The organism is Frigoribacterium salinisoli (assembly GCF_054781095.1).
In genome coordinates this window covers 21,804-42,482 of the sequence record NZ_BAAGVB010000004.1, presented here as the reverse complement: position 1 = coordinate 42,482, position 20,679 = coordinate 21,804, and the positions used below count along the sequence as shown (strand labels likewise).

Genomic DNA, 20,679 nt, shown 5'->3' with positions numbered 1-20,679 from the left:
GTCAGCAGCGGCCCCAGAGGCCGGCGCCCTCCGCCTCGGCGGCCTCCTCGAGCGCGACGAACTCGTCCCGGTAGCGGTACGGCTCGTCGTAGGTGTCCTCCCGCGCGTAGCCGAGCTCGACGAGCTCGCGGTTGACGAGCGCACCGGCGTCGGTCCACACGAAGCGCAGGAGGCGGTCGTACTTGTCGCGGTCGCCCTGCGTCGGGTCCGCCTCGAGCCAGACGGTCGCGCCCGCGGGCAACGCCTCGGTGGTCCAGGCGCTCGCCTCGGGGCCGAAGCAGTCGACGGGACGGCCCGGCGCGACGGTCTCGGGCGTGTCGACGCCGATGAGGCGCAGGCGGTCGCTCTCGCCGTCGAGGTCGACGACCACGGTGTCGCCGTCGACGACGCGCTCGACGGTGGCGCGCTCGGCACCGTCGGGCACCTCGGCCGGCACCGCGGCTCCCCCGGGGCCGGTGCCGCCTCCGGGCCACGCCCCTCCTGTGCCGTCGAGCAGCCGGGGCACGAGCAGCACGACGATCGCGACCACGACGAGCACCGCCACGAGGGCGACGCTGCGCGGCGGGCGTCGTCTCCCCCGGCGCCGGGGCGCGACGAGCTCGTCGAGCCCGACCATGAGCTCGCGCGCCTGGCGGAGCGTGTCGTCGCGGCCACCGCGCGGGGCGGGGCGGCGCGTCACTCGGCGAGCTCCTGGCCGCGCAGCTCGGGCAGCCGCGTCGCGGCCACCGCGCCGACGAGGAACACCGCCCCGAACACGACGAAGAGCAGCACCGGCCCGCCCAGGGCGAGCAGCGGCGGCACCGAGAGCGGTGCGACGATCGAGCCGAGGCGCCCGATGCCGGCCGCCCGCCCGGCACCGGTGGCCCGGAGCGCGGTCGGGTACAGCTCGGGCGTGACCGCGTAGAGGGCGCCCCAGGCTCCGAGGTTGAAGAACGACAGCACCATGCCCGAGACGATGATCTGCACCTCGCTGCCGCTCACGGCGCCGAGCCCGAACGCCCCCGCGGCGAGCGCCGAGCCCAGCAGGAACGTCGCGAGCGTGGGCCGCCGGCCCCACCGCTCGACGAGCCAGGCGGACGCCGCGTACCCGGGCAGCTGCGCGAGCGTGATGAGCAGCGTGTACTCGAACGAGCGCACGAGCGGGTAGCCGAGCTGCACGAGCAGGGTCGGCAGCCAGACGAAGGCGCCGTAGTACGAGAAGTTCGTCGCGAGCCAGACCACCCAGGCGGCGATCGTGCGGCCGCGCAGCTCGGGCGAGAGCAGCGAGGGGCCGGAGGCCCGACCGGCGCCGACGGGGTGCGTCGCGCCGCCCCTGGGGCCGGCACCGTCGCCGCGGTCGCGGGCCCGGGCCTCCTGCGCGCGCTCCTCGTGCGTGCGCTCCTCGTGCGTGCGCTCCTCGTGCGTGCGTGCCTCGTGCGCGGCGGGGGCGGGGCTCTCGTGCGCGGCGGGGGCGGCGACGCCCGCGGACTCCTCGAAACGGCGGACGATGGCCTCGGCCTCGTCGTGCCGCCCCTTCGACTCGAGGAACCGCACCGACTCGGGCATGCGCAGCCGCACGAACACGGCGTAGACGGCGGGCGCGGCACCGATGAGGAGGGCCCACCGCCAGCCGTCGTCGCTCGTCGGCACCACCAGGAAGCCCACGAGCGCGGCGCCGATCGTGCCCAGCGCCCAGAAGGCCTCGAGCAGCACGACGACGCGACCACGGATGCGCTTGGGCGAGAACTCGCTGACGAGCGTCGAGGCGACGGGCAGCTCGGCGCCGAGGCCCAGCCCGACCACGAAGCGCAGGGCGAGCAGCACGCCGACCGACCAGGCGAGCGCCGAGACGCCCGTCGCGAGGCCGTAGAGCAGCAGGGTCGCCGCGAAGACCTGCTTGCGGCCGAAGCGGTCGGCGAGGCTGCCGCCCGCGGCCGCACCGAGGGCCATGCCCGCGAAGCCGGCGCTCGCGACCCAGGCGAGCGCGCCGGCGTCGCTCGACCAGGTCACCGACAGCTGCGCGAGGACGAACGACAGCAGCCCGATGTCGAGGGCGTCGAGCGCCCAGCCGATGCCGGAGCCGGTGAGCAGGCGGGCGTGCCGGCGGGTGAACGGGAGCTCGTCGAGGCGCTCGCTGCGCGTGCGGGCCGGAGCCGTGCGGGTCATCCGACCATCATGGCGCGGACCGGCGACGGCGACGCGACGGGCGCGTCCCGGCCCGGCCCCGCCGCCCGCGCCTCCTGCGCTGTCCGCACGGCGCACGCCACGCCGACGCTGGGCGTGCACCCAGGCGGGAGCGGCCTACCGTGCCACGCACCGCGGGCACGACCCGCGCCCTGACAACTCGGAGGTGCACCATGAAGGCAGTCGTCTGGCACGGCGAAGGGGACATCCGTCTCGACTCGATCGACGACCCGTCGATCGTCGAGGCCACCGACGCGATCGTGAAGGTCACCCGCAGCGCGATCTGCGGCACCGACCTGCACTTCGTGCGCGGGACCATGGGACCGATGCAAGAGGGCACCGTCCTCGGCCACGAGGCCGTCGGCGTCGTGCAGGAGGTCGGCCGTGCGGTGCGCGGGTTCAGCCCGGGCGATCGCGTCATCATCAACTCGACCGTGTCGTGCGGCGTCTGCGCGCAGTGCCGCGCGGGGCACACCGCGCAGTGCGACGTCGCGAACCCGAACGGCCCGCAGGCCGGGACGAGCTTCTTCGGCGGGCCGGCCAGCACCGGCCCGTGGAACGGCCTCCAGGCCGAGTACGTGCGCGTGCCGTGGGCCCAGAACACGCTCACGCCCCTCCCCGAGAACGTCAGCGACGACCAGGCGATCCTGCTCAGCGACATCCTGCCCACGGCGTGGTTCGGTGCCGAGCTCGCGGGCGTCCGCCCCGGCGACACGGTGGCCGTGTACGGCGCCGGCGTCGTCGGCCAGCTCGCGATCGCCAGCGCCTGGAAGCTCGGTGCGGCCCGCGTCATCGCCGTCGACCACGAGCAGGACCGCCTCGCCCAGGCGCGGGCGCAGAACGCCGAGGTGATCGACTTCGACTCCGAGGACCCGGTCCAGGTGGTCCAGGACCTCACGCTCGGCAGCGGCGTCGACGCGGTGATCGACGCGGTGGGCGTCGACGCGCAGCACCCCACCTCGGGCCCGGCCGCCCCGTCGGCCGAGGAGGCCGAGGCGTTCCGCTCGGAGGTCGAGCAGGTCGCGCCCGGTGCGCAGCCCGAGGGCGACCTGTGGGTGCCGGGGAACGCGCCGAGCCAGGCCTCGCAGTGGGCCGTCGAGACCGTCGCGAAGTACGGCCGCATCGGCATCATCGGCGTCTACGCCCCGACGGTCACGAGCTACCCGATCGGCGCCGCGATGCTCAAGAACCTCACGATCCGCATGGGCAACTGCGACCACCACACCGTGACCCGGCCGCTGCTCGACCTCGTCGCGACGGGCGCCTTCGACCCGCTGCCGTTCATCACGCAGCGCGAGGGCACCACGTCGGCGATCGACGCCTACCAGCACTTCGACCGGCGCGACGCCGGCTGGCTGAAGACCGTGCTCGACGTCGCCTGACGCGGCGCCGACCCCCGAGATCGCACCACCCCGCACCACTCCCGCACCACCCCCGCACTCCTGCACCACCCAGGCTCCACCGACGGAAGGACCCACCATGACGGACGCACGCCACGGAGACGGCACGGCCGACACCGACGACCCCAGCTTCGACAGCCCCCGCAGCGAGGGCACCACGCAGGCGGCCCAGGAGGGCGGCGTGCAGGACTCCCCCGCGATGGACGACGGCGAGGTGAACGGCGACGCCGTGAACGCCCTGCCCGGCACCGGCGGACCGGACGACGAGGGCGACGTCGAGGTCGACCCGTCCGAGCTCAACATGAGCGGCGACTCGATCCCCGGTCACCCGAAGCCCGACGCCGGCGCCTGACGCCTCCTGGGCGCCACCGCACCCCAGGAAGCCGCCGGCACCCCAGCCCACGAGCTGGGGTGCCGGCGGCTTCCTGGGGTGTCGCGGCCTGCAGGCCCGGGCCGCCGGACGGCGCGCGGGTGTTGCATCGAGGCATGCAGACGACGACACTCGGCACGGCCGACAGCGCACTCGAGGTGGGCCGCCTCGGCCTGGGGCTCATGGGCATGAGCGCCTTCTACACGGGGGCGGGCACCGACGACGACGAGTCGGTGCGGGTGGTCCACCGCGCGCTCGACCTGGGCGTGACCCTGCTCGACACGGCCGACATGTACGGCCCGCACACCAACGAGGAGCTGCTCGGCCGCGCCCTGCGCTCGGTCGACCGCGACCAGGTGGTCGTGGCGACCAAGTTCGGCAACGTCACCGACCCGGAGGCCCGGGCCGAGCGCCCCGTCGACGGTCGCCCCGAGTACGTGCGCCGCTCGATCGACGGCTCGCTCCGCCGCCTCGGCCTCGACCACGTCGACCTCTACTACCAGCACCGCGTGGACCCGCTGGTGCCGATCGAGGACACCGTCGGGGCCATGGCCGACCTGGTGCAGGCCGGCAAGGTGCGGTTCCTCGGGCTCTCCGAGGCCGCGCCCGAGACGATCCGCCGCGCGCACGCCACGCACCCGATCACGGCGCTGCAGACCGAGTGGTCGCTGTGGACGCGCGACGTCGAGGCCGAGATCCTCCCCCTCACGCGCGAGCTCGGCATCGGGTTCGTGCCCTACTCGCCGCTCGGCCGCGGGTTCCTGACGGGCACCCTCCGCTCGGTCGACGAGCTCGACGAGGACGACTTCCGGCGCTTCTCGCCCCGCTTCGCCGGCGACGCGCTCGAGGCGAACATCCGCATCGTCGAACAGGTCGATGCCGTCGCCCGCGAGGTCGACGCCGCCCCCGGCCAGGTCGCGCTGGCCTGGCTGCTCGCCAAGGGCGAGGGCATCGTGCCGATCCCCGGGACGAAGCGCCGCACGTACCTGGAGGAGAACGTCGCCGCCGACGAGCTGCGCCTCACCCCGGAGCAGGTCGCGCGCCTCGACGACGTCGCGGCCCCGACGGGCGACCGCTACGCCGACATGTCCACGGTGGACCGCTGATCGTGGGCGACGTCGTCGACGTGGTCAGGAGGCGCGCGGTCGTCCGCGGACGGGTCCAGGGGGTGGGCTTCCGCTTCTCCACCGAGGGCGAGGCGGACCGCCTGGGCCTCGCGGGCTGGGTGCGGAACCTGCCGGACGGGACCGTGCAGGTCGAGGCGGAGGGGACTCCTGACGCCGTGGCGGCCCTCGTCGACTGGTTGCAGGAGGGCCCGGTCGGGGCCGAGGTCGAGGGCGTCGCCGTCGAGGACGCGACGCCGACCGGCGAGGCCGGCTTCAGCACGCGGCACTGAGCCGGCGGGGCCGGTGCCCGACGACGGGCCGGCGACGCCCGGCGGTGCAGACCCGGTCCGGGAGCTCGACACGCACCCGACAGCGTGGAGTCCCCGGACCGGGAGCGCCGATGAGGGCGCAGGACAGGTCTAGCAGGTACGGCTGGGTCCCACCTCCTCGACGCCCGTCCCCCGCGCGGTCCCCCTCGTGTCGGCGGCCCCGGTTACGCTCGGTCCCACAGGAGGACGACATGGCCCACGCTCCGCACCCCGACGTCGCCTACCGGGTCGTCGACAGCCCGGTCGGGCGCCTGCTGCTCGCGTCCACCGAGCGCGGGCTCGTCCGCGTCGCGTTCGACGTCGAGGGGCACGACGCGCAGCTCACCGCGCTGTCGGCCCGCCTCGGTCCGCGCGTCGACGAGGCGCCCGTGCGGCTCGACGCGGTCGCGACCCAGCTCGACGAGTACTTCGCGGGTCGCCGCCGCACCTTCGACCTGCCGCTCGACCGTCGGCTCAGCGGCGGCTACCGGGGCACCGTGCTCGGGCTGCTCGAGGCGATCCCCTACGGTCGCACCGAGTCGTACGCCGGCGTGGCCCGCGCGACCGGCAACCCGGGCGCCGTGCGGGCCGTCGGCACGGCCTGCGCGACGAACCCGATCCCCGTGGTCGTGCCCTGCCACCGCGTCGTGCGCAGCGACGGCACCTGGGGCCGTTACCTCGGCGGGGCCGACGCGAAGACCGCGCTGCTGCGGCTCGAGGGCGCGGCGTGACCGACGTCCCCGCCGGGAGCGGCGGGGCCGGGGCACCCGGCGGGGCCGGGGCACCCGGCGGGGCCGGCGCGACCCGTGCGCCGGGCGCGACCTCGACCTCCGGCCTGGTCGTCGGCGACGACGGGCTCGCCCGACCGGCCTGGGCGGCCGTCGACCCGCTGCTGCGGGCCTACTACGACGACGAGTGGGGCCTGCCCGTGCGCGACGAGCGCGGCCTGTTCGAGCGGCTCAGCCTCGAGGCGTTCCAGTCCGGCCTCTCCTGGGCCACGATCCTGCGCAAGCGGCCCGCGTTCCGCGCCGCGTTCGACGACTTCGACCCCGACGTCGTCGCGCGCTACGACGACGCCGACCGCGACCGCCTGCTCGCCGACGCGGGCATCGTGCGCAACCGGCGCAAGGTCGACGCGACGATCGGCAACGCGCGGGCGACCGTGGCGTTGCGGGCCTCCGGGGGCCTGGCCGAGCTGATCTGGTCGCACCGCCCCGCCGAGACCCCCCGCCCGACGACGACGGCCGAGGTGCCCACCACGTCCCCCGAGTCGGTCGCGCTCTCGCGGGCGCTCAAGGGCCACGGGTTCTCGTTCGTCGGCCCGACCACGATGCACGCCCTGATGGAGGCGGTCGGCCTCGTCGACACTCACCTCGTGGGCAGCCACCGGCGGGGGTCGTCGGGCGTGTGGCCCACGTGACCGTCGTCCGCAGCACCTCCCTGCCCGTCGCGGGCCCCTGGGACCTCGACCACGCGCTCGGCCTCCTCGCCGGTCACGCCGTCCCGGGCGCCGAGCTCGTCGACCGTGCGGCGTGCACGCACGCACGGGTCGTGCCGCGCGGAGTCCTCGCCCCGGGCAGCACGAGGGACGCGGACCGCACGAGCGACCCGGGCGGCGCAGGAGACCCGGGCCACGTCCGCCTCGACCTGCGGCTCGCCACCGACCACGTCCACCTGACGGCCACGCCCGCCGGTGGCGCCCGCCTCGACGACGAGGAGCTGGCCGGCCTCGTGGACGTGGTCCGGCGGTGGCTCGACCTCGACGCCGACCTCGACGCCGTCGCCGCGACCTTCGCCCGCGACGACGTGCTGGGTCCCTCCCTCGCCCGCCGGCCCGGGATCCGCGTCACCGGGCACCCCGTCGGCTGGGAGGCCGCGGCGGCGACGGTGCTCGGCCAGCAGGTGTCGCTCGCCGCGGCCCGCACCTTCGCGGGGCGGCTCGTCTCGGCGCACGGCGTCGCCGCTCCGGGCGCCGGCGGTCTCCTCGCCTGGCCCTCCGCGCGGACCGTCGCCGACGTCGACGTCGACGAGCTGCGCGCCGCCGTCGGCGTGACGAACGCGCGGGCCCGCACGCTGCACGCGGTGGCCGCGGCCTTCGCCGACGGGCTCGAGGTGCACCCCGGGGCCGACCGGGCCGAGGCCCGTCGCACGTTGCTCGCCCTGCCCGGCGTCGGGCCGTGGACCGTCGAGTACCTCGCCGTCCGCGCGCTCGGCGACCGTGACGCGTGGCCGTCGGGCGACCTCGTGCTGCGCCGTGCCCTGGGCGGCCGCACCGCGCGCGAGGTCGACGCCGCCGGCGCGGCCTGGTCGCCGCACCGGGCGTACGCGCTCTTCCACCTCTGGGCCGACGCGCTCGGCTGAGCCCACCTCCTGCCCTCGGACGTCGGCGCCCGGTGGCATGCTGGTCCCGATGACTCCCCAGCGCCCCCACCTCGACGATCTCGCCCGCTTCGTCCAGGCCTCGCCCTCGTCCTTCCACGCCGCCGCCGAGGCCGCCCGCCGCCTCGACGCCGCCGGCTTCACCGCGCTCGACGAGACCGCCGAGTGGCCCACCGGTCCGGGTCGCCGGTACGTGGTGCGCGACGGCGCCGTCATCGCCTGGGTCCAGCCCGACACGGCGCACGCCACGACGCCCTTCCGCATCGTCGGCGCGCACACCGACTCCCCCGGGTTCAAGCTGAAGCCGAGGTCGACCACCGGCACGCGCGGCTGGGTGCAGGTCGGCGTCGAGGTCTACGGCGGTCCGCTGTTCAACTCGTGGCTCGACCGCGACCTCGAGCTCGCCGGGCGGCTGGTGACGCGCACGGGCGAGACGCACCTCGTGCGCACCGGGCCCCTCCTGCGGATCCCGCAGCTGGCCGTGCACCTCGACCGCGCCGTCAACGCCGAGGGGCTGAAGCTCGACCCGCAGCGCCACCTCGCCCCGGTCGTGGGCGCGACCCCGCTCGACGAGGCCGACGTCCTCGGCCACCTCGCGGGCCTCGCCGGCCTCCGCGGCGACGACGTCGCCGGCTACGACGTGGTCGTCGCCGACACGCAGGCCCCCGCGGTGCTCGGCCTCGAGGGCGACCTGTTCGCCTCCGGCCGCATGGACAACCTCTCGGCGACGCACGCCGGGCTCGTCGCCCTGCTCGCGACGGCCGCCGCCGACGCGGCGGTGCAGCTCGACGCGATCCCCGTCTTCGCGGCGTTCGACCACGAAGAGGTGGGCTCGGCGACGCCGTCCGGAGCCGCGGGCCCCTTCCTCGAGGACGTCCTGGCGCGCATCGGGGCCGGCCTGGGCGCCTCCGGCACCGACCGTCGTCGGGCCTCCGCGGCCTCGTGGGTGCTCTCCGCCGACGCCGGCCACGCCGTGCACCCCAACTACCCCGAGCGGCACGACCCCGCGAACCAGCCCGTCGTCAACCGCGGGCCCCTGCTCAAGATCAACGCGAACCAGCGCTACGCCACCGACGGGCTCGGGGCGGCGGAGTGGGTCCGCGCCTGCGCGCAGGCCGGGGTCCCCTTCCAGGAGTTCGTCTCGAGCAACGCCGTGCCCTGCGGCTCGACGATCGGGCCGATCACCGCGACGCGGCTGGGCATCCGCACCATCGACGTCGGCGTGCCCCTGCTCGGCATGCACTCGGCCCGTGAGCTGTGCGGCGCCGACGACCCCGGCTACCTGGCCCTCGCGGCGCAGGCGTTCCTCGCCCCGACCGCGTAGGCCGCGCCTCCTGCCCCGGCGCGTGCCGCGACCCGCGTCAGGCCAGCGGGTCGCCGAAGGCGCGGTGAGCGGGGGCGCCGAGGGCCCACTCGAGCACGGGTGGCCAGGGGCCGTAGCCGCTCTCGGGCGTGAGGTGCCCGCCGCCGGGCACGACGTGCAGCGGCACCTCCAGCAGGGCACGCCAGGTGTCGGCCACGCCCCGCGGCAGCCACGGGTCGTCGTCGCCCGCGACCACGACGGCCTCGCCCCGGGCGCCGTGGTGGAGCGGGCCCCCGTCGGCGGGGCCGATCCGCGCCTCGGGCACGAAGGCGTGCATCGCGGGCTCCTGCGCGACGAGCGCCAGGTCAGGAGGCCCCACCAGCGCGACCCTGTCGACCGCGACGGGCGCGTCCCCGGCCTGCAGGGCCAGCCAGGCGATCGTGCCCAGGCTGTGCGCGAGCACGGTGACCGGCCCCTCGGTGAGCGTGGCCAGGTTCGCGCGGATCGTCGCCTCCCACGCGGCGGGGTCGGGCTCGTGCGGCGACGGCAGCTGCGGGTAGCGCACGTCGTGCCCGTGCCGCGCGAGCTCCGTCGCGAGCCAGCGCTGCCAGTGCCCCGGCGGGCGCTCGTTCTCCCAGCCGTGCAGCAGGAGGAAGCTCGAGGGCGTGGGCAGGTCCATGCGGCCACCCTGGCAGAGCGCCCGGCCGGGCGCGCGCCCGGCACGTCCCCGACACCGCGGCACGTCCGCGACACCGCGGCACGTCCGTCGGTGCCGCGGTGTCGGCGACGTGCCGCGGTGGAGCCCCCGCGGCACGCGCTGCGGCCGCCGCCCAGAGGGCGGACGGCCTCCGGTGCCACACTGGTCCGATGACCCGCCGCCCGCCGCTGCCGCGCCCGCGCCTGCCGCACCCGCGCCGGCGCGACCGCGAGCAGTCGTCGACCACCGTCACGGTGTCGCGCGTGCAGCAGGGCGACGTCTACGCGCGCGTCAGCACCATCGGGTCGAGCGGCGAGCGTCCGTTCGTCCTCGTGCCGGGCATCGGCGTCTCGTCCGACTACTTCGAGCGCCTGGCCCCGAACCTCAACGAGTACGGCCCCGTGCACGCGCTCGACCTGCCGGGGTTCGCGGGCGTGCCCCACCCCGGCGAGGCCATGAGCATCCGGCAGTACGCCGACCTCGTCGGCGCGGCGATCGACCAGCTCGAGCTGCACGACCCGGTCGTGGTAGGCCACTCCATGGGCACCCAGGTCGTCGTGGACCTGGCCGCGCGGCGCCACGAGCTGTCGACGCTCGTGCTCATCGGCCCGGTCGTCGACCCGGCGCAGAGGCGCGTGGTCCGACAGGCCCTGCGGTTCCTGCACTCGGCGTGGCACGAGCCCGGCCGTGTGAAGGTGCTGGCCGTGACCGCGTACCTGCAGTGCGGGATCCGCTGGTTCTCGCGCATCCTGCCCGCGATGATGCACTACCGCATCGAGGACCAGCTGCCCCTCGTCCAGGCCGACACGCTCGTGATCCGCGGCGAGCACGACCACGTCGCCGACCGTGCGTGGATCGAGCGCATCGGGCGGCTGATGCCGCACGCCCGCCTCTGGGAGATGCCGAACGCCGCGCACTCGGTCATGCACGCGCACGCGAACGAGGTCGCGAAGCTCTGCGTCGCGCACGCCGAGCACCGGCTCGACGACGTCGGCCCGCCCGAGGTGCACGAGTACGACGGCGCCGGCCCGGGCGACGAGCGCGAGGCCTTCGACCCGAGCCTCGGCGACCTCGTCGCCGACGTCGCGACCCGGGTGCAGCAGAGCGTGGCGGTGTCGCGCGACGACGACGAGGCGCTCGGCGAGGCCAAGACCGCCCACGCCGAGGTGATGGACCGCGCCTACGAGCGCGCCCAGGACCAGGCCGAGGGCGCGCAGGACCGGGCCGAGGGCGCGACCGACGCCCCGTAGCGGCCCGGGCACCCTGCCCGGGCCCGGTGCCCGGGTCGCTCGCGGACCTCGGACGCCGTGGCGCGGCGCGCGCTGGCTACGCCTGCCCGCCCACCGTGAGCACGACGAGGGCCACGTTGAGCACGACGACGACGGCCGTCGCCGCCCAGGCGGCGACGCGCGTGCCGAGCGCGTTCCGCGCCGATCCCATGATCGCGGGGTCGCTCGTGGCGAGCACGAGCGGGACGATGGCGAACGCGATGCCGAAGCTCAGCACGACCTGGCTGAGCACGAGCAGCCACGTGGGGCTGATCCCGGTCGCGAGCAGCACGAGCGCCGGCACGAGGGTGACGACGCGCCGCACGAGCAGCGGGATCCGCACGTGCAGCAGCCCCTTCATGATCTCGGCGCCGGCCATGGCGCCGACCGACGTCGAGGCGAAGCCGGACGCGAGCAGCCCGACGGCGAAGAGCACGCCGACCACGGGACCGAGCGCCTGCTCGATGGCGGCGTGCGCCCCGGGGATCGTGTCCGTGCCGGTGCGCCCGGAGAGGGTCGCGGCGGCGAGCACGAGCATGGCGATGTTGACGGCGCCGGCGACGATCAGGGCGAGCACGACGTCGACGCGCGTCGCCCGGAGCACCCGGTGCCGGTCGGCCCCCTCGGCGACGGTGCCGTGGTGGTCACGGGCGAGGGCGCTGTGCAGGTAGACGGCGTGCGGCATGACCGTCGCGCCGAGCATCGAGGTCGCGAGCAGCACCGACGTGGTGCCCTCGAAGCGCGGCACGAGCCCCCCGAGCATGCCGGAGGGCGAGGGCGGCGCGAAGAGCAGGCCCGCGCAGAAGCCGACCGCGAGCACCGCGAGCATCGCCACGATGACGCCCTCGAAGACGCGCCCGCCGCGGTAGCGGGTGAGCAGCAGGAGGCCCATCGAGACGGCACCCGTGATCAGGCCCCCGACGACGAGCGGCACCCCGAAGAGCAGGTGCAGGGCGAGGGCCCCGCCGATGACCTCGGCGACGTCGGTCGCGGCCGCGACGACCTCGGCCTGGCCCCAGAAGGCCAAGCGGGGGCCGCGGCGCAATCGCCCGCCGAGCACCTCGGGCAGCGACCGCCCGGTGACGACGCCGAGCTTCGCCGAGAGGTACTGCACGAGCACGGCCATCGCGTTGGCGAGCACGAGCACCCAGAGCAGCAGGTACTGGTACTCGGCCCCGGCCGTCAGGTTGGCGGCGACGTTCCCGGGGTCGACGTACGCGATCGCGGCGACGAAGGCGGGCCCGAGCAGGAGCCCTCGGGGGCGCCGTCCGGAGGCCCCGGCCGGTCGGGGCGCGGACGCGTCGTCGGTCGCGGAACGGCTCATGCTGCGAGCATAGCGAGATGTTCGGGTCCACGAACACCAGCTTTCGACGAACCGCACGGCGCCGCGCGGGAGCGAGGCGAGGTCCACGGACGACGACGGCGCGCCTCCTGCAGGAGGCGCGCCGTCGTCGTGGACCGTCGTGGCTACTCGGTCGCGACCGTGATCTTCGCCTCGCCGACGAGCAAGCCGCCCTCGACCTGCTGCGTGCCGAAGGCCTCGTTGAGCAGCTCGGCGGCGCCCTCGCTCACGTGCACCGTCGTGCCCTCGAGCACCGCGTTCGTGCCCTCGGTGCGCAACGGCTCGAGGGTGCCGCCCCAGAGGTCGAACACCACGACGTGCATGGCCGCGACGGTGCCGTCGACCGAGACGTCGCCGTACAGCTCGGAGGTGCCGGGATCGATGTCGAAGTTCGACAGCTCGACGACCGTGTCGCCGGCCGTCAGGCTGATGCCCGAGCCGTCGTGCTGGATCTCGCCCTGGACGTAGGGGCGGACCTCGCCCTCCGGGTCGAAGTAGGTGACGTTGCCGCCCGTGATCGGGAACGCGAAGACGCCGTCCGCGAACGACGCGGAGCCGACGGTGCCCGGGGTGAGCCCGAGCGTCGTCAGCGCCTCGACGAAGCCCTCGTCGACGGTGACCTGCGTGTCGACGCCGTCCGTCAACGCGGGGATCATCGCCAGCGGGCTCTCGGCGGGCGACGACTCGCCGCCGGCCTCGTCGGCGCGCTCGGCGTTCTCGCGGTGCACGGGTGCGGTGTTGTGCCCGGACGAGTCCGAGGTCGACGAGCAGGCCGCGAGCGAGAGGGCGAGGACCCCGGCGGTGAGCAGGCCGAGCGCGGTCGTCGTGGCGGAGGAGCGGGGGGTGCGGAGCATGACGGGTTCCTTGTCTGGGCGGTCCTGGTCGTGACCAGCGTAGGCCCGGCCGGCTGGGGGTCGCCGACCGGGCCGGGGCGGCCTAGGCCTCGGGCCACTCCACGGGCTCGAAGCGGTCGACGCGGCGGTGGTAGCGCTGGCCGGCGAGCCCGCCGAGCACGGCGCCGCCGAAGGCGAGCACGAGCAGCACGAGCACGGCGACGACCGCGTCGAGGGCCGGCGAGCCGAGCAGCGAGACGTCGCTCGAGCCGCCGAAGTCGCCCATGGGGCCACCGGCGCCCTGGGCACCGGCCACGAGGCCGACGATGGTCAGCACGACGCTGATGACGACGCCCCAGATGAAGACCGCGAGGCCCTGCTTGAAGCCGCTGAAGCGGGCCATGCGGGAGGCCGTGTAGCCACCGACGAAGTAGCCCAGCAGGACGATGACGCCCACGGCGATCGCGACGGTGATCGCCCCGGTCTGCGCGTTGTCGTCGAGGTACTGCTGACGCGAGGCGCCGTCGGCCTGGCTCGCCACGATCCCGCCGACCACGGCGGCGAAGAGGGCGAAGAGCACCACGCCGAAGCCCGTCGCGGCGAACCAGCCCAGCAGGCCCGCGCCGAACTTCATGCCGCTGAACTCGTCGCGCTGGGCGATGAGCGTCTGGCGGCGCACGGTGGTCCGGTCGGGGTTCTCCTCGTGCACGAGGGGGTAGTTGCCGGACGGTCGGGCACCGGAAGCCCCGCCCGCCGCACCGGCGGCACCGGCGGCACCGGCGGTCGACCAGGCGGGCACCCGGGGGGCCTCGCGGTCGCGGCCCGCGTCGCCGTCACGGTCGCGGTCGTCGCGCGCGTCGCCGTCGCGGTCGTCGCGCACGCCGTCGCGGTGGTCGTCGGAGGTGCGCTCGGCGATCGGGGGCACGCGGCCGCCCTGGTCGCCGCGGTCGCTCGGCGCGGCCTGGTGCGCCTCGGCGGCCCGCAGCGCGTCGTCGTCGTGCAGCGGGCGACGGTCGCCGTCGCCCGACCCGCCGGCCACGGCTGCGCCCACGCCACCGGTGGCGGCGGAGCCGATGCCCACGCCGGCACCGTCGAGGCGCTCCGTCTCGGAGTGGTCGGCGGCCGTGCCGTGCCCCTGCTCGCTGCGCTCCGTCGAGACGACCTCGCCGTCGACGTCCGCCTGCGGCAGCGCGTCACGGCCGTCACGGTCGGTCGAGCCGAAGGGACGGTCCCCACCGTCGGCGATGGGCGCGTCGGCGTCGTCGCCGGGCGCACGAGCCGGGATCGAGGGCTCGCCCCGACCGGCGTCACCGCTGCCGTACGGGGCCCGGCCGTCGGCGGGGCTCGACCCGGCCGGGGCGGCGGGGGCGCCGAAGTCGATCGCGGGGCCGTCGGCCGCACCGAAGTCGGTGGGGGCTCCGGCGGGGCGGTGGTCGTCGGACGCGCCACCAGCGGAGGGGTCGCGCTGATCGGAGGCGGTCGCGTCCCCGTCGCGCTCGCCGTCGAGGGGGCGGCGGTCGTCGGGACGGTCGGACGCGGGTCCGTTCGGATCGGTCATGGCTCACTCCTGTGTTCGGTGCTCGGGGCACGGGCGCCGACGTCGAGAGCGGCGCCTGTGATCTCGCTGAACGGTACGCCCGCACGGTGCCCGAGGGCCGGAGGCCTCGCCGCTCTCGGCGGACTCGCGGGCGAGGACGCCCGGAGCGGACGCCCGGGGCGGATGCGCGGCCGGGCGGCACCGGGGCGGACGCGCGGGCGCACGCTACCGTGGTCGGAGGACAACGGCAGCGAGGACGGCATGACGGACACCCCCGAGACCACGACCACCCCGGCCCCCGGCCGCAGCACACGGCGCGAGCGCCCCGCCGCCGACATCGCCCGCTCGTGGCTGCTCGTCCCCGGCACGGCCCCCGAGCGGTTCGACCCCGCCGCCGCCTCGCGCGCCGACCAGGTGGTCCTCGACATCGAGGACGCCGTCGACCCGGCCCGCAAGCCCGCGGCCCGCGACGACGTCGTCGCCTGGCTCCGCGGCGGCGGGACCGCCTGGGTGCGGATCAACGACCGCTCCACCGCGTTCTGGTCGGACGACGTCGACGCGCTCGTGGGCCTGCCGGGCCTGCAGGGCGTCATGCTCGCCAAGACGGAGGCCCCCGAGCACGTCACCGAGACGGCCGACCGCCTCGGCGGCGGCACGCGCGTGCTCGCCCTCGTCGAGTCGGCGCTCGGCATCGAGGAGGCCCCCGCGATCGCCAGGGCACGCGGCGCCTTCCGCCTGGCCTTCGGCAGCGGCGACTACCGCCGCGACACGGGCACGAGCGCCGACGACCTGGCGATGGCGTACCCGCGCTCGCGCCTCGTGGTCGCGAGCCGGATCGGCGGTCTCCCCGGCCCGATCGACGGCCCCACGGTCGGCAGCAGCCATCCCGTGCTGCGCGAGCAGTCGTCGGTCGCGGTGGCCCTCGGCCTCACCGGCAAGCTGTGCCTCGACGTCGAGCAGCTGCCCGTCATCAACGAGGTCATCAGCCCGACCCCGTCGGACGTCGCCTGGGCGCACGACTTCCTCGCGGACTTCGAGGGCCGCGGCCGGGTCATCCGCGACGGCAGCGACCTGCCGCGCCTCGGCCGGGCCCAGAAGATCGAGAAGCTGGCGACGGCGTTCGGCGTGCAGCCCGCCAGCTGAGCCGGGGCGCGCACGACGCGACGGCCGGAGGCGCGCCCTGCTGGGCGGGCCTCCGGCCGTCGGATCGCGGCCGCGGGTCAGGAGGCGGCGGCCCCGGTGTCGAGGTCGTCGCCGGCCTCGAGGTCGGGTCCCTCGGACTCCGTGATGTCGATGTCGAAGTCGTCCACGCCGGTGGGCACGGCGCGCTCGGCGTCGACGCCCGTGACCGTGTCGTCGTCGGCCGTCTCGTCGTCGGCGATCGGGTCGACCAGCGGGTCGACGACGTCGGCGTCGGCGGGGTCGCGCGGGTTCTCGATGTCGCTCATGCGTCTCCTCCTTCGGGTGTGGCGGCGGGGCGTGCACCTCGCCACGACCCAGGATGCACCGCGGGGGCCGCGCCGTCCGCGGCCGGGGCGTCCGTGGAGGGCGCGTCCAGGGACGGGGCCAGGAGGCACGGGCCGCGGCCGCGCGTCGGTGGCCGTCGGCATCATGGCCGCATGAGCATCGCCACCGACTCCCCCGACGACGTCACCGAGCACGGCTACGACCCGGGGTTCCTGGGAGTGCGGGTGCCCCTGCCCGACACGGGCGGCCGCGTGGTGCGCACGCTGCCCTACGCCCACTTCACGGTGCTGCTCGACCCGCAGCGACGGCTGGCGGCCCTGACCGCGGTCAACGTCGACGGCGCGCGGCTGGTCGACCTCGAACGGGGCGACGACTGGCACCTCGACCCGCGCGTGCCCGAGGGCGAGCAGGTCGGCGGCGAGCTCTACGCCCGCAACGACCTCGACCGGGGGCACCTCGTGCGCCGGCGCGACCCGGTGTGGGGCACGCCCGGCGTGGCCTCCCGGGCGAACCTCGACACCTTCGCCTACCCGAACGCGGCACCCCAGGCGTCGGGCTTCAACCAGTCGAAGGAGCTGTGGCTCGGCCTCGAGGACCACGTCCTCGAGCACGCGCGGGCCCACCGTCAGCGGCTCACCGTGTTCACCGGTCCCGTGCTGCGGCCCGACGACCCGACGTACCGCGGGGTGCAGCTGCCGCTGCTGTTCTTCAAGGTGGCCGCGTGGGCGGTGGACGGCGGGGCGAACGTGCGCGCCGCCGCGTTCGTGCTCGACCAGTCGTCCGAGCTCGACGAGGCCGACCTCGCGCGCGGCGTCACGAGCGACCGCACGGCCGGCGACCCGCCGCCGCTGGGGCCGTTCCGGACCTTCCAGGTGCCGGTCCGCGACGTCGCCGAGCTCACGGGCCTCGAGTTCTCGCAGCTCGCGGTCGTCGACGCCCTGCGGCCGCTGCCGACCGCGCAGCCGCCCGCCGGGACGGCGGGCACGTGGCTGCCGCTCGCCGAGACCGCCGACGTCGCGCTCTGACCCGACGGGCGGCGCTCCCCAGGCCCGCCCGGGAGGGTGTGGCAAGATGTGCGGCCGTGCCCGCCCCCGATCTCACCCCCGCGACCCACGGCGACCTCGCCCGCTCGCTGACGGTGCTGCGGGGAGACGACGCCGTGCCGGGCCGCGCGACGCCGTGGCGCGACGTCGAGGCGGTCTTCCTGGTGCCTCCTGCCGCCCGGTCCGCGGCCGACCCCGTCCGACACCTGCTCGACGAGCCCGAGCTGCACTTCGCGCCGGGCCTGCGACGCGGCACGTTGGCCGTGCTGCCCCGCGTCGACGCGCTCACCCGGGCCGTGCTCTCGTGGGAGTGGTCGGTGGAGGCGGCCGACTTCCACCTGCACTCGCTGGGCGGGGACGACCTCGACGAGGACGACCGTCGGGCGCTCGAGACGTGGCTGCGCAGCACCGTCCGGCTGCTCACCCTCTTCTCGGGCTGGATCGACGCGGCCGTCGAGCGCCTGCTCGACGACGTCGTCGAGGGGCGCGACCTGAGCACGCCGCCTCCGCTGCCCCCGACCGGCGGGTCCGGTGGCCCTGCGACGGCGGGGACCGGCACGGTCCCCGCGACGCCGCTGCGCGTGCGGGCGCCCCTGGGCACGAGGGTCGTCGCACCCGTGGCCAGCGCGGCCCACCCCCGCGTCGACGTGGAGCTGCACGACCCCTCCGACCCCGGCTGGGAGTCGTTCGTCGACGCCGCCACCCGTGCGCCGCTCGGCTACCGCCGCACGCTCGAGCACGAGGGCCTCGCGGTCGCGTTCACGTACTTCGTGGCCGACGACGTCGACGACGTCACGCCCGCCGACCTCGTGCACTGGCACGACCAGCACATCCAGCGGCAGATGCTCGCGGACGACGCCCGACAGGCGTACGTGCACCTGCTCGCCGGGCTCGAGCCGCCGAGCAGCATCCGCTACGCCTGACCGCGGTCGCCCGGGTCAGGCGACGGGCTCGTCGACGAGCGCGACGAACTGGCTGCCGATGCCGTCGACCTCGCGGCGGACGGTGCCCTCGGCGGGGGCCGGCGCCTCGGTCGGGGCGTGCCGGAAGCAGCTGAGGTGCGTCCACTCCGGCCACCACTTCTTGGGCCGCTCCTTCTCGGCGTGACCGCAGACCACGCACGCGAGCTCCACCCAGACCGGCGCGCCCGTGCGGTTCGCCCGCGACTGCAGCAACCACGCAGGAGGCTCGGCCTCGAGGGCGACGACGGTCGCCTCGGGCACGCGGCCGCTGAGGCCGTGCCGCCGCACCATCTCGACGGGCACGTCGAGGCGCTGGGCGACCTCGCGGACCGACAGCACGCGGCGGCCCTCAGGCACGGTCGAGCACCTTCTCGTACATGAACGACGCGGGCATGGTCTCCGCGTACTCGGGGATCAGGGGGATCCGCACGTAGCCGATCTTCTCGTAGAGCGCGACGGCGTCGGGCTGCCGTGCACCGGTCTGCAGCACGAGGCGGGGCTGGCCGGCCGCGTGGGCGAGGCGCTCGACCTCGGCCATGAGCCTCCTGCCGATGCCCCGACCGCGCTGGCCGTCGACGACGACGACCCGCTTGACCTCCCAGTCGTCCCCGCGACGGCGGATCGCGGCGTGGCCGAGCACGCGGTCGTCGTGGTCGAGCACGAGCAGCGTCGCGACGACGTGCTCGGCCGACAGGCGCAGCGCGGCCTCGCGGGCCGCGACGAGCTCGGCGGGCTCGTCGACGCCCGGGTCGCGGTAGCGCGCGGTCATCTCGCGGTCCATGTCGTCGCGCAGTCGCGCGGCACGGGGGTCGTCGAAGGGCACCTGCTCGAGGCGCAGGTCGGGGGTCGTGGGCTCGGCGTCCGCGTGCACGGCGTACGGCGCGTCGCTGGTGGTGCCCTCGGGGGCGGAGGTGCTGGTCGGGTCGATCGTCGTCACCCCACCATCGTGGCACCGGTTCAGAAGCGCACGCCCCGCGCGGCCATGAACGGCACCGGGTCGGTGGGGCTCCCGTTGATCCGGGTCTCGAAGTGCAGGTGGCAGCCCGTGCTGTTGCCCGTCGAACCGACGAGGGCGACGAGCTGGCCGGCGGCGACGCGCTGGCCGTTGGCGACGCGGATGCCGCCGTTCAGGATGTGACCGTAGGCGGTCGACACGCCTCCGCCGTGCGAGATGCGCACGTAGTTGCCGTAGCCGCCGTAGTACCCGGCGTAGTTGACGGTGCCGGCCGACGCCGCGTAGATCGGCGTGCCGCAGCCGGGGGCCAGGTCGATGCCCTCGTGGAGCTTCCACACGCCGGTCACGGGGTTGACGCGGTAGCCGTAGGGGCTCGACATGTAGCCACCACCGGGACGCACCCAGCCGGAGCCGCCCTGGGCGGGCGGGGGCGCGACGACGCCGCCGTTGCCGGGTCGGCTCGGTGCGGGAGCCGGGGCCGGCGCCGACGGGCGGGGCGCGGACGGCCGGGGTGCTGCCGCGGCGGCCGCAGCGGCCGCAGCGGCGGCACGGGCGTCGACCTCGGCCTGGGCACGGGCCGCGGCCTCGGCCTCAGCACGGGCGGCGGCCTCGGCGGCGGCCTTCTCGGCGGCGATGCGCTTGGCCTCGGCCACGCCCGCGGCGAAGCCGGCCTCGGTCTCGGCGGTGGCGTCCTGGAGGAGCGACAGCTGCGCCTGCAGCTGGCCCTCGTTGGCCTCCTTCTCGGCCACGGCCGCCGCGGCGGCGTCGGAGGCCTGCTGGGCGGCGTCCATCGAGCTCTGCGCGTCGGCCTTCTTCTTCGCGAGGGCGTCGCGTGCGACGACGGCCTTGTCGGTCAGCGACTGCGCCGTGTTGCGGTCCTGGACGGCCTGCTCGCGGATGCCGTTGGTCTGCTCGGTGAGCTTGCTCATGGTGCCGAGGCGGTAGAGGAGGTCGTCGGCACCGTCGGTGTCGCCGACGAGCTGCGTGGTGACGTTGCCGCCGCCGGTGCGCGCCAGCTGGGCGGTCACCTGCCCGGCGCGCTGCTCGCTCGCCGTGGCGATCGCGTCCTGCTCGTCGGCCTGGGCCTGGAGGTCGGCGGCCTCGACGGCCTGCAGGTCGGCGGCCTCCTGCGCCTCCTGGAAGGCGACGCCGAGGCGCTCGGCCTCGGCCTGCTTCGACGACGCGTCGGCCTGCAGGCCGCTGATGAGCGACTGGAGCTCGCGGATCTGCGCCTGCTTCGCGTTCTCGTTGCCGCGCGCCGCCGCGACGTCGTCCCACGACGGGTAGCTCGCGGCCTGGGCGGGCGAGCTCGTGCCGACGCCCGCCACGACGACCACGAGCGCCAGCAGCAGCGCCGAGGTCGCGCCGCCGAACCGCTTCGCCGCGCCGACCCCTGCACCGGCGCCTGCGATCGCGGGACGGTGACGGGCGCTGGCCAGCGTGCGGCGGGACGAGGTCAAGGAGGTGCCAATCGTTCGGTGGTCACCGCCCTGGCGTCCGCGCGCGGCGGCCGTCGGGGCGACGGGGGGAGGATCCGGACCAGCCT

22 protein-coding genes are annotated in these 20,679 nt (G+C 75.9%); 12 read left to right on the top strand and 10 right to left on the bottom strand.

From position 1 onward, the window contains the following. Position 1: 1 nt before the first annotated feature. Together ACYVHQ_RS10180 and ACYVHQ_RS10175 are read right to left on the bottom strand one after the other, a co-directional pair. Complete coding sequence (locus tag ACYVHQ_RS10180) at positions 2-679, bottom strand: thermonuclease family protein (RefSeq protein ID WP_460512669.1); 678 nt, start codon at positions 677-679, stop codon at positions 2-4. After that, positions 676-2,145: an MFS transporter gene (locus tag ACYVHQ_RS10175; RefSeq protein WP_460512667.1), complete on the bottom strand. Its 1,470-nt coding sequence runs from the start codon at positions 2,143-2,145 to the stop codon at positions 676-678. Before ACYVHQ_RS10175 ends, ACYVHQ_RS10180 begins: the two co-directional genes overlap by 4 nt. A gap of 191 nt (positions 2,146-2,336) precedes the next feature. Here ACYVHQ_RS10175 and ACYVHQ_RS10170 point away from each other — a divergent pair, with 191 nt between their 5' ends. The 8 genes from ACYVHQ_RS10170 to ACYVHQ_RS10135 all read left to right on the top strand — a co-directional run bounded on the left by ACYVHQ_RS10170 (position 2,337) and on the right by ACYVHQ_RS10135 (position 9,050). Continuing rightward, complete coding sequence (locus ACYVHQ_RS10170) at positions 2,337-3,545, top strand: alcohol dehydrogenase catalytic domain-containing protein (RefSeq protein ID WP_460512665.1); 1,209 nt, start codon at positions 2,337-2,339, stop codon at positions 3,543-3,545. A 97-nt stretch (positions 3,546-3,642) separates the two neighbouring features. Next, positions 3,643-3,915 carry a hypothetical protein gene (locus ACYVHQ_RS10165; RefSeq protein WP_460512663.1) on the top strand — a complete coding sequence of 91 codons (273 nt, stop codon included), beginning with the start codon at positions 3,643-3,645 and terminating at the stop codon, positions 3,913-3,915. A gap of 134 nt (positions 3,916-4,049) precedes the next feature. Further along, entirely contained in the window at positions 4,050-5,039 is a 990-nt protein-coding gene (locus ACYVHQ_RS10160) for an aldo/keto reductase (RefSeq protein WP_460512662.1), read from the top strand. A 2-nt stretch (positions 5,040-5,041) separates the two neighbouring features. After that, positions 5,042-5,329 (top strand): acylphosphatase, encoded by a 288-nt coding sequence (locus ACYVHQ_RS10155; RefSeq protein WP_460512660.1) that lies wholly within the window; start codon positions 5,042-5,044, stop codon positions 5,327-5,329. A gap of 230 nt (positions 5,330-5,559) precedes the next feature. Next, entirely contained in the window at positions 5,560-6,078 is a 519-nt protein-coding gene (locus ACYVHQ_RS10150; RefSeq protein WP_460512658.1) for a methylated-DNA--[protein]-cysteine S-methyltransferase, read from the top strand. 104 nt (positions 6,079-6,182) lie between these two features. Continuing rightward, a complete protein-coding gene (locus ACYVHQ_RS10145) occupies positions 6,183-6,767 on the top strand; it encodes a DNA-3-methyladenine glycosylase I (protein WP_460513174.1) in 585 nt (194 codons plus the stop codon). Next, positions 6,764-7,708, top strand: a complete 945-nt coding sequence (locus ACYVHQ_RS10140) for a DNA-3-methyladenine glycosylase 2 (RefSeq protein WP_460512656.1) — start codon at positions 6,764-6,766, stop codon at positions 7,706-7,708. Before ACYVHQ_RS10145 ends, ACYVHQ_RS10140 begins: the two co-directional genes overlap by 4 nt. A gap of 49 nt (positions 7,709-7,757) precedes the next feature. Next, positions 7,758-9,050, top strand: coding sequence for a M18 family aminopeptidase (locus ACYVHQ_RS10135; protein ID WP_460512654.1), 1,293 nt, complete (start codon positions 7,758-7,760; stop codon positions 9,048-9,050). Between the two features lie 37 nt (positions 9,051-9,087). Here the strand turns inward: ACYVHQ_RS10135 and ACYVHQ_RS10130 are convergent, their stop codons facing one another. After that, positions 9,088-9,708, bottom strand: coding sequence for an RBBP9/YdeN family alpha/beta hydrolase (locus ACYVHQ_RS10130; RefSeq protein WP_460512653.1), 621 nt, complete (start codon positions 9,706-9,708; stop codon positions 9,088-9,090). Between the two features lie 188 nt (positions 9,709-9,896). On the opposite strand from ACYVHQ_RS10130, the gene ACYVHQ_RS10125 reads away from it, so the two are divergent. Then, positions 9,897-10,976 carry an alpha/beta fold hydrolase gene (locus ACYVHQ_RS10125; RefSeq protein WP_460512651.1) on the top strand — a complete coding sequence of 360 codons (1,080 nt, stop codon included), beginning with the start codon at positions 9,897-9,899 and terminating at the stop codon, positions 10,974-10,976. Between the two features lie 76 nt (positions 10,977-11,052). Here the strand turns inward: ACYVHQ_RS10125 and ACYVHQ_RS10120 are convergent, their stop codons facing one another. The 3 genes from ACYVHQ_RS10120 to ACYVHQ_RS10110 all read right to left on the bottom strand — a co-directional run bounded on the left by ACYVHQ_RS10120 (position 11,053) and on the right by ACYVHQ_RS10110 (position 14,727). Then, positions 11,053-12,318, bottom strand: a complete 1,266-nt coding sequence (locus ACYVHQ_RS10120) for an Nramp family divalent metal transporter (protein WP_460512649.1) — start codon at positions 12,316-12,318, stop codon at positions 11,053-11,055. Between the two features lie 143 nt (positions 12,319-12,461). Continuing rightward, positions 12,462-13,190 carry a hypothetical protein gene (locus ACYVHQ_RS10115; protein WP_460512647.1) on the bottom strand — a complete coding sequence of 243 codons (729 nt, stop codon included), beginning with the start codon at positions 13,188-13,190 and terminating at the stop codon, positions 12,462-12,464. A gap of 82 nt (positions 13,191-13,272) precedes the next feature. Further along, on the bottom strand, positions 13,273-14,727 hold the full coding sequence (locus ACYVHQ_RS10110; protein WP_460512645.1) for a hypothetical protein: 1,455 nt from the start codon (positions 14,725-14,727) through the stop codon (positions 13,273-13,275). A 240-nt stretch (positions 14,728-14,967) separates the two neighbouring features. On the opposite strand from ACYVHQ_RS10110, the gene ACYVHQ_RS10105 reads away from it, so the two are divergent. Further along, on the top strand, positions 14,968-15,849 hold the full coding sequence (locus ACYVHQ_RS10105; RefSeq protein ID WP_460512643.1) for an HpcH/HpaI aldolase/citrate lyase family protein: 882 nt from the start codon (positions 14,968-14,970) through the stop codon (positions 15,847-15,849). A 77-nt stretch (positions 15,850-15,926) separates the two neighbouring features. Here ACYVHQ_RS10105 and ACYVHQ_RS10100 read toward each other — a convergent pair whose 3' ends face one another. Then, the gene (locus ACYVHQ_RS10100) at positions 15,927-16,154 is read right to left on the bottom strand and encodes a hypothetical protein (protein ID WP_460512641.1); all 228 of its coding nucleotides are present in this window, start codon (positions 16,152-16,154) and stop codon (positions 15,927-15,929) included. A gap of 171 nt (positions 16,155-16,325) precedes the next feature. Here ACYVHQ_RS10100 and ACYVHQ_RS10095 point away from each other — a divergent pair, with 171 nt between their 5' ends. Further along, entirely contained in the window at positions 16,326-17,198 is an 873-nt protein-coding gene (locus ACYVHQ_RS10095) for a DNA/RNA non-specific endonuclease (protein WP_460512640.1), read from the top strand. Positions 17,199-17,254: 56 nt separating this feature from the next. Continuing rightward, on the top strand, positions 17,255-18,139 hold the full coding sequence (locus ACYVHQ_RS10090; RefSeq protein ID WP_460512638.1) for a hypothetical protein: 885 nt from the start codon (positions 17,255-17,257) through the stop codon (positions 18,137-18,139). Positions 18,140-18,154: 15 nt separating this feature from the next. Here the strand turns inward: ACYVHQ_RS10090 and ACYVHQ_RS10085 are convergent, their stop codons facing one another. From ACYVHQ_RS10085 to ACYVHQ_RS10075, 3 genes are read right to left on the bottom strand one after another with little or no spacing between them, the layout of a single operon-like run. After that, the gene (locus tag ACYVHQ_RS10085) at positions 18,155-18,517 is read right to left on the bottom strand and encodes a hypothetical protein (RefSeq protein ID WP_460513172.1); all 363 of its coding nucleotides are present in this window, start codon (positions 18,515-18,517) and stop codon (positions 18,155-18,157) included. Positions 18,518-18,527: 10 nt separating this feature from the next. Beyond that, positions 18,528-19,115, bottom strand: a complete 588-nt coding sequence (locus ACYVHQ_RS10080; RefSeq protein WP_460512637.1) for a GNAT family N-acetyltransferase — start codon at positions 19,113-19,115, stop codon at positions 18,528-18,530. 20 nt (positions 19,116-19,135) lie between these two features. Then, the gene (locus ACYVHQ_RS10075; RefSeq protein ID WP_460512636.1) at positions 19,136-20,593 is read right to left on the bottom strand and encodes a peptidoglycan DD-metalloendopeptidase family protein; all 1,458 of its coding nucleotides are present in this window, start codon (positions 20,591-20,593) and stop codon (positions 19,136-19,138) included. Positions 20,594-20,679 lie beyond the last annotated feature (86 nt).

Coding starts and splice junctions, on each gene's coding strand:
- ACYVHQ_RS10170 (WP_460512665.1), top strand. CDS start 2,337: ATGAAGGCAGTCGTCTGGCACGGCGAAGGGGACATCCGTCTCGACTCG.
- ACYVHQ_RS10160 (WP_460512662.1), top strand. CDS start 4,050: ATGCAGACGACGACACTCGGCACGGCCGACAGCGCACTCGAGGTGGGC.
- ACYVHQ_RS10095 (WP_460512640.1), top strand. CDS start 16,326: ATGAGCATCGCCACCGACTCCCCCGACGACGTCACCGAGCACGGCTAC.
- ACYVHQ_RS10175 (WP_460512667.1), bottom strand. CDS start 2,145: ATGACCCGCACGGCTCCGGCCCGCACGCGCAGCGAGCGCCTCGACGAG.
- ACYVHQ_RS10100 (WP_460512641.1), bottom strand. CDS start 16,154: ATGAGCGACATCGAGAACCCGCGCGACCCCGCCGACGCCGACGTCGTC.
- ACYVHQ_RS10135 (WP_460512654.1), top strand. CDS start 7,758: ATGACTCCCCAGCGCCCCCACCTCGACGATCTCGCCCGCTTCGTCCAG.
- ACYVHQ_RS10115 (WP_460512647.1), bottom strand. CDS start 13,190: ATGCTCCGCACCCCCCGCTCCTCCGCCACGACGACCGCGCTCGGCCTG.
- ACYVHQ_RS10150 (WP_460512658.1), top strand. CDS start 5,560: ATGGCCCACGCTCCGCACCCCGACGTCGCCTACCGGGTCGTCGACAGC.
- ACYVHQ_RS10120 (WP_460512649.1), bottom strand. CDS start 12,318: ATGAGCCGTTCCGCGACCGACGACGCGTCCGCGCCCCGACCGGCCGGG.
- ACYVHQ_RS10105 (WP_460512643.1), top strand. CDS start 14,968: ATGACGGACACCCCCGAGACCACGACCACCCCGGCCCCCGGCCGCAGC.
- ACYVHQ_RS10110 (WP_460512645.1), bottom strand. CDS start 14,727: ATGACCGATCCGAACGGACCCGCGTCCGACCGTCCCGACGACCGCCGC.
- ACYVHQ_RS10165 (WP_460512663.1), top strand. CDS start 3,643: ATGACGGACGCACGCCACGGAGACGGCACGGCCGACACCGACGACCCC.
- ACYVHQ_RS10130 (WP_460512653.1), bottom strand. CDS start 9,708: ATGGACCTGCCCACGCCCTCGAGCTTCCTCCTGCTGCACGGCTGGGAG.
- ACYVHQ_RS10125 (WP_460512651.1), top strand. CDS start 9,897: ATGACCCGCCGCCCGCCGCTGCCGCGCCCGCGCCTGCCGCACCCGCGC.